This window comes from Deltaproteobacteria bacterium CG11_big_fil_rev_8_21_14_0_20_49_13 (genome assembly GCA_002796305.1).
Lineage (GTDB): Bacteria > UBA10199 > UBA10199.
In genome coordinates this window covers 68424-75467 of sequence record PCWZ01000082.1, presented here as the reverse complement: position 1 = coordinate 75467, position 7044 = coordinate 68424, and the positions used below count along the sequence as shown (strand labels likewise).

Below are 7044 nucleotides of genomic sequence, written 5' to 3'. Positions count from 1 at the left end.
GGGCTTGCCGGACTGGAGGAAATGTCCCGTCGTCCGCACAACTGCCCCAACGCCATATCCCAAGAGGTTAGGAAGCATGTTATAGCGATCAAGAAGGGCAAAAAGACGCTATCTATCTCCAGGGCACCTCTAAAAACCTGCTCGTTCTGTCATTGCGAGCCCCGAAGGGGCGCGGCAATCTCCCGCAAACACTTGATTTCACTGGATTGCTTCGGTCGCTACGCTCCCTCGCAATGACACGCCGATGGGTTTTTAGAGGTGCCCTCCAGCCATTACTCAACTTCCTCCTGTCTTTTTAGATGAACTCGTGTATACTAAATCCGCTCAGGGGGGATACGATGTGGGTAAAGGTTCCTTAATTTTGCGATGATTATTTTTACCCGATGATTATCAAAAGAGGTCCTACTTGAACTCAAGGTCGCCATTCTTTTCATCCACCTTGACATGATCGCCGTCTTTAAACGCGCCCTCTAAGATCTTCATTGAAAGCGGATCTTGAATATTCTTTTGTATCGAACGTTTTAAGGGCCTCGCGCCGTATGCAGGATCGTATCCGTCCTTGGCGATGAACTTCTTGGCCGAATCGGTGAGCTCTAGGGTCATCTTTCTCTCCGCAAGGAGCCTTTGCAGATGCTTCAGCTGAATATCGACTATCTTCTCTATCTGCGCCTCGCCAAGCGAATGGAATATCACGATGTCATCGACACGGTTCAAGAACTCGGGCCGAAAATGAGCCCTAAGCGCGCCTATGATCTGTTCATTCAGTCCTGCTTCCTGCTTCCTGTTTCCTGCTTCGGAGAAGTATTGCGACCCGATATTGCTCGTCATAATAATGACCGCGTTCCTGAAATCGACCGTCCTCCCCTGCCCATCGGTCAGTCTGCCATCATCTAAGACCTGCAGCAACACGTTAAAGACATCCTGATGAGCCTTTTCTATCTCGTCAAAAAGGACAACGGAGTAGGGGCGCCTTCGAACCGATTCGGTCAGCTGCCCGCCCTCTTCGTAGCCGACATATCCCGGAGGAGCGCCGATAAGACGGGAGACGGCATGCTTCTCCATATATTCGCTCATGTCTATCCTTACCATCGCCTTTTCATCATCGAAGAGGAATTCGGCAAGCGCTCTTGCGGTCTCGGTCTTTCCGACGCCCGTTGGACCTAAAAATATGAACGAACCGATGGGCCGGTTTGGGTCCTGAAGGCCCGAACGCGAACGTCTTACCGCATTCGCAACCTTTTGAAGCGCGTCATCCTGTCCCACCACGTGCTGGCGCAGCTTATCTTCCATGTGGACGAGCTTCTCAACCTCACCTTCCATCATCTTGGAGACAGGTATGCCTGTCCATTTGGAAACGACGTCAGCAACGTCTTCCGCCGTCACCTCTTCGGTCAACATCTTCTGGTTCTTTTGAATATCGGTCAGCTTGTTATTCTCTTCTTCAAGACGTTTTTGAAGTGTTAACATCGTGCCGTATTTCAGCTCGGCGGCACGGTTCAAGTCCCCTTCGCGCTCGGCACGCTCCTGTTCTATCTTTGAGTCCTCCATCTCCTTTTTGGTCTTTCGAATTTGAGAGATGCCGTCCTTTTCCAGCTGCCAGTGAGCCTTGAGCTCCTTGGAATCGGCCTGATTATTGGCTATCTCCTTCTCTACTTTTTTCAGTCTCTCCTTGCTTGCGGCGTCCGATTCTTTCTTGAGCGCCTCTTTTTCTATCTGAAGCTGCATGATGCGGCGTTCTATCTCGTCTATCTCGGTCGGCATGCTGTCTATCTCGATGCGAAGTTTGGAGGCCGCCTCGTCTATAAGATCTATCGCCTTGTCCGGCAGGAACCGGTCCTGAATATAACGGTGTGAAAGCGTAGCCGCCGCGACTATCGCACCATCCTGAATACGAACGCCGTGATGGACTTCATAGCGTTCCTTAAGCCCGCGTAAAATTGCTATTGTATCTTCAACTGAAGGCTCGCCGACATAGACCTGCTGGAAGCGGCGCTCAAGGGCCTTATCTTTCTCGATACGCTTGTGGTATTCATCAAGCGTCGTGGCCCCGACACAGCGAAGCTCGCCGCGCGCAAGGGCCGGTTTTAACATATTCGAGGCGTCCATAGCCCCTTCGGCCCCACCGGCGCCTACAAGTGTGTGAAGTTCATCTATGAAGAGAACGACTTCTCCCCCAGAATCCTGTATCTCCTTCAGGAGCGCTTTTAATCTGTCCTCAAATTCACCTCTGTATTTTGTCCCGGCTATCATCGCTCCAAGATCCAGGGCAAGCAGGCGCTTGTTCTTTAACGTCTCCGGAACATCCCCCTTTGTGATACGCTGTGCAAGACCTTCTGCAATTGCGGTCTTTCCGACACCAGGCTCGCCTATCAGCACGGGATTGTTCTTTGTGCGGCGCGAAAGCACCTGTATCACGCGCCTTATCTCATCGTCGCGCCCGATAACCGGGTCCAGCTTCCCCTGACGCGCGAGATCCGTGAGGTCGCGCGTATATTTTTTCAGCGCTTGATATTTCTGCTCCGGATTCTGGTCGGTCACACGATGCGGCCCGCGTATCTCTTGTAGGACCTTGAGCACATCGTCCCTTTTTACACCCGCGGCCTTTAAAAGATCTCCGGCGGCGATTCCTTTTGTATTTAAGAGCGCCAAAAAGAAATGTTCTGTAGATACATATTCATCTTTCAAACCCTCGGCCTCTTTGAACGCCTGATCGAAAACTTTGTTTAGATTATTAGAAAGATATACCTGACCCAGAGCTCCACCTGTCACAGAAGGTAGTTTTTCAAGCGCCTTTTCAAGTTGGGCGGTTAGGGATGAAATATTTATACCGAGCTTTTGAAGTATGGAAGGGACTATCCCCTCCGGCTGGGTGATTAGGACATATAACAGGTGTTCGGGTTCAAGCGCCTGCTGGCGGTATTTGCCTGCAACGCCCTGCATATCCTGGATAGCTTCCTGTGCCTTAAGGGTTAATCTATCGTATTTCATATTGACCATATATAAGGCTTTGCACCGTCAAAAACAAGGGCCTATTTATATGTGGTCCTATACGTTAGATGGACTGCGCTATATCGGGATGGCTCTGATAGAAGCTCATGTAGTTCATCACCTTCTTAATATACCTTCTCGTCTCTTTATAAGGAGGGATGCCCTTGAACTTTTTCACCGCGCCAGGGCCGGCATTATATGCGGCAAGTACAAGCTTTAGATCTCCGCCGAACATATTTGAAAGTTCCGAAAGATAGCTCGTGCCGGCGTTTATGTTGGACTTGGCATCGTAGAGGTTCCTGATCTTTAGATAACGCGCGGTAACATCGTTTATCTGCATGAGCCCTTTAGCTCCCGCATAAGAACGGGCGTTGGGCTTAAAGTTCGACTCCGCAGCTATGACCGCCGCAATCAATGCGGGGTTTATCTTGTGTGTCTTGGATGCCTCTATTATCTGCTCAATATATTTAATGCTTGAAGGCGTATTGCCACCGTTGACCGCGACCTCCCTGTCATAGGTATTCTTTAAAGAATGTGCATAGTAAAAGGCAAAGGAGATAATGAACACCAGTTTAACAAATATGAGTGTTTTTGTTTTCATTACAAGAAGATAGTTGCAATCCACGTGCCAATGTTCAAAAAATGAACACATTGAAATCATTAGGCTTTTATGCGCCGCAATAAAATTGGGGTCGAAATTGGGGTGGTTCTTTCCCACTTCTAGGGTCTCAAGACAAAATATTTAATGTTTGCAAGATGGGGATTAAAGTTATAAAAAACGTCTTACTTATGGAAACAAATACCCTAAAAACCTCGCTTCTTGAGCTGATAAGAAGAACTTCTGCCGAAATGCCAAAGGACGTCCTTGCGGCCGTCACGCGCCAGACCGAAAAAGAGGCCCCAGACTCGCGTGCGCGCTATGCAATGGATATAGTCTGCGAAAATATCAAACTTGCAAAAGACGCCTCGGCTCCAATATGTCAGGACACCGGCTCGCTCCTTTTTTACGTAAAGGCACCCAAGGGATTCGATCAGATAGAGTTTGAAGAGGCCGTAAAGATGATGGTAAGCGAAGCGACCGCCAAGGGATTCTTACGCCAGAACTCTGTCAATTCCCTGACCGGAAAGAATTCGGGTAACAACTTGGGCCCCGGTTCTCCGATATTCCAGTTCGAACAATCTCCCTCCACACCCTCCCCTGCCCTCCCCCATCAAGGGGGAGAAAAAGTGATAGTAAAGCTCATTCTGAAAGGCGGTGGATGCGAGAACTGCGGCGTACAATATTCGCTTCCAAATAAGTCCCTTAACGCCGAACGCGATCTTGACGGCATAAAGAAGTGTATCCTCGACTGCGTTCTGCAAGCACAAGGGAAAGGATGCGGCCCGGGCGTTCTGGGAGTTTGCATCGGAAGCGATCGCACCCATGGCTACATATATTCAAAAGAACAGCTGCTTAGAAAATTAGATGATATAAATCCCATTCCCGAGCTTGCCAAACTTGAAAAAGAGGTCACCGAGATAAGCAACAAGTTAGATATCGGTCCGATGGGCTTTGGGGGAGCAACTACCCTCCTTGGTTGCAAGATAGGCGCGCTCAACCGCGTGCCGGCAAGCTTCTTTGTCAGCATAAGTTATATGTGCTGGGCAGACAGGCGCCAGGGAGTGGAATTGAACGATAAGGGCAACATTGAAAAGTGGCTGTATTAGGGGTGATGCATGAAGCAGGAAACATGAGGCAGGACTTCCTGCTTCTTGCATCATGCTTCATGTTTCAGACATTATGACAATAAAACTAACCGCACCGTTCACTGAAGAGAAGATCCGCGCCCTCAAAGTTGGCGACATGATCACGCTCACCGGCAAGACGTTCACCGCCCGTGACGCCGTCCACCAATGCCTTCATTCGGGAAAATATCCGCTCCCAGTTGATTGGAAGGACCAGATAATATACCATTGCGGCCCCGTTGTTATAAAAGAAGGGGGCAAGTGGGTTGTAAAGGCGGCGGGTCCCACCACATCCATTCGCGAAGAACCTTATGAATACGATGTGGTAAAAAACTTCGGCGTGCGCGGGATCATCGGCAAGGGGGGCATGGGTGCAAAGACGCTTGCCGCATGCAAAGAGTTCGGCTGCGTCTACTTTCATGCGATAGGCGGCGCCGCGCAGATCTACGCGGAGAGAATAACCAAGGTCCACAACGTATATCTATATGATGAGGTTGGCGCGCCGGAAGCAATTTGGGAATTTGAGATAAAGGACTTCCCCGTGGTCGTGACCATGGACTCCCACGGAAAAAGCCTTCATGAAGATGTGCTTAAACTATCTACCGACAAGCTCAAAAGCCTGCTCACATCTACTGGATCTTGAACGCCACGTAGACCGTTGAGTTATCTCTTCTGACAAGAAGCCTCACTATCGAACCCTTCTTAACACCGGTAATTGCTTTCTGATATTCTGCGCTTGAATTTGTGGACTTGCCGTTTATCTCAAGAAGGACGTCTCCGGCCCTGATATCCGAACCTTCGGCCGCAGAAGCCGGCTCTACCCTGGCAATAAGCATCCCCTTATTCTGTTTGACTCCCAACGAATGAGCTTCTTCGGCGCTTAAAGGCCTCACAACAAGTCCTATCGCATCGGCCTTTTGAAATTCGGTCACCTCGTCCTTTGCCTTGCCGCTCTTTATATCATCTATCTGCTGTTTCCCCAGCGTAACGGGCATGATCTGCTTCTTACCTTCTCGAAGGACCTCAAGTTTAATGGTAGCTCCGGTAGGAGTTGAGGCAACGAGGCCTGGAAGTTCTGAAGACTTGTTGAGCTCCTTATCATTATATTTAAGGATAACGTCTCCCCTCTTTATTCCGGCACGTTCGGCCGGAGAACCCGCTATGACGTCACCCACAAGCGCGCCCTTTCCTTCTTCAAGCCCGAACGATTTTGCAAGTTCTTCTGTCATCGGCTGTATCTGAAGGCCAAGCCAGCCGCGATCGGTTATCTTTCCCTTTTCAACGAGCTGGGGGATGAGCTTCTTTGCCATATTGATGGGAATGGCAAAACCAAGTCCCTGCCCTGCCGCCAGTATCGCGGTGTTGATACCTACCACATTTCCCGCGGTATCAAAAAGAGGTCCGCCGGAGTTGCCGGGATTGATAGAGGCGTCCATTTGAATAAAATCATCGTAAGGGCCTGCACCTATCACGCGCCCCTTTGCGCTAACGATACCCGCCGTTACCGTATGATCAAGGCCAAAAGGGTTTCCCACCGCAACTACCCAGTCGCCTATCTCGACATTGTTCGAATTGCCTAGCTGAACGAACGGAAGCTTTTTGTCGGTCGTTATCTTGACAATGGCGACATCGGTCTTTTCATCGGCGCCAACGACCTTCGCCGGATATTTCTTTTCGTCGGAGAACTGAACGTTTATCTCATCGGCACCAGCTATGACATGGTTGTTGGTCAGAATAAGCCCATCGCCGTTGATGACGAATCCGCTACCGAGACTGTGTTGTTCTCTCTGTATCCCTTCCCTGCCGGTAGGTCCTCCCTGAAAGAATTTATCGAAGAAATCCTCAAAGGGATCGCCCTGTCCCCTTCCTGGGCCTGTCTTGAACGGATTGAACGCCCTCATCGTAACCTTTTTGGTGGTGTAGATATTGACAACTGCCGGAGCCACCTTCTTTACGAGCGGAGAGAACGAGCCTGGCGCGGAAGCTATCGGCGTTCCTGCGCCGGCACTTTCGTGAAAATATTCCTTGGCCTTTGTCTCTCCTATCCAGCCGAGCCTTGCCGCAAAGAATATGCCGGCAATGAACGTTATTGAAGCAATTAAGACTACAGTCCTTTTTGAATGCATAATTGACTCCGCTATAGTATTTAACAAAGGTATTACTAACCAAAGGTTAAAATACTATATAATGTCATTCCGAGCGAATCCGAGGGATCTCCACATTAAATGATGTTAGGGGGGATCCTTCTCCGCCTAAGGCGGTTCAGGATGACATGCGGGCACCTCTATAAACTACTCACGCTGTCATTGCGAGCCCCGAAGGGGCGCGGCA

The 7044-nt window shown here is 49.8% G+C and carries 3 protein-coding genes and 1 pseudogene; 1 reads left to right on the top strand and 3 read right to left on the bottom strand.

All coding sequences use genetic code 11. The features are described from left to right. Nucleotides 1-402: 402 nt before the first annotated feature. Both clpB and COV46_08285 read right to left on the bottom strand, forming a co-directional pair. On the bottom strand, nt 403-2988 hold the full coding sequence (gene clpB, locus COV46_08290; GenBank protein PIR16529.1) for an ATP-dependent chaperone ClpB: 2586 nt from the start codon (nt 2986-2988) through the stop codon (nt 403-405). Between the two features lie 64 nt (nt 2989-3052). Beyond that, complete coding sequence (locus tag COV46_08285; protein ID PIR16523.1) at nt 3053-3706, bottom strand: hypothetical protein; 654 nt, start codon at nt 3704-3706, stop codon at nt 3053-3055. Nucleotides 3707-3777: 71 nt separating this feature from the next. Between COV46_08285 and COV46_08280 the strand changes: the two are divergent. Then, nucleotides 3778-5356 (top strand): annotated as a pseudogene (locus COV46_08280) (fumarate hydratase). On the opposite strand, the gene COV46_08275 reads toward COV46_08280, so the two are convergent. Beyond that, on the bottom strand, nt 5343-6839 hold the full coding sequence (locus COV46_08275; GenBank protein PIR16522.1) for a peptidase: 1497 nt from the start codon (nt 6837-6839) through the stop codon (nt 5343-5345). The pseudogene COV46_08280 and the gene COV46_08275 overlap by 14 nt on opposite strands. Nucleotides 6840-7044: the final 205 nt, after the last annotated feature.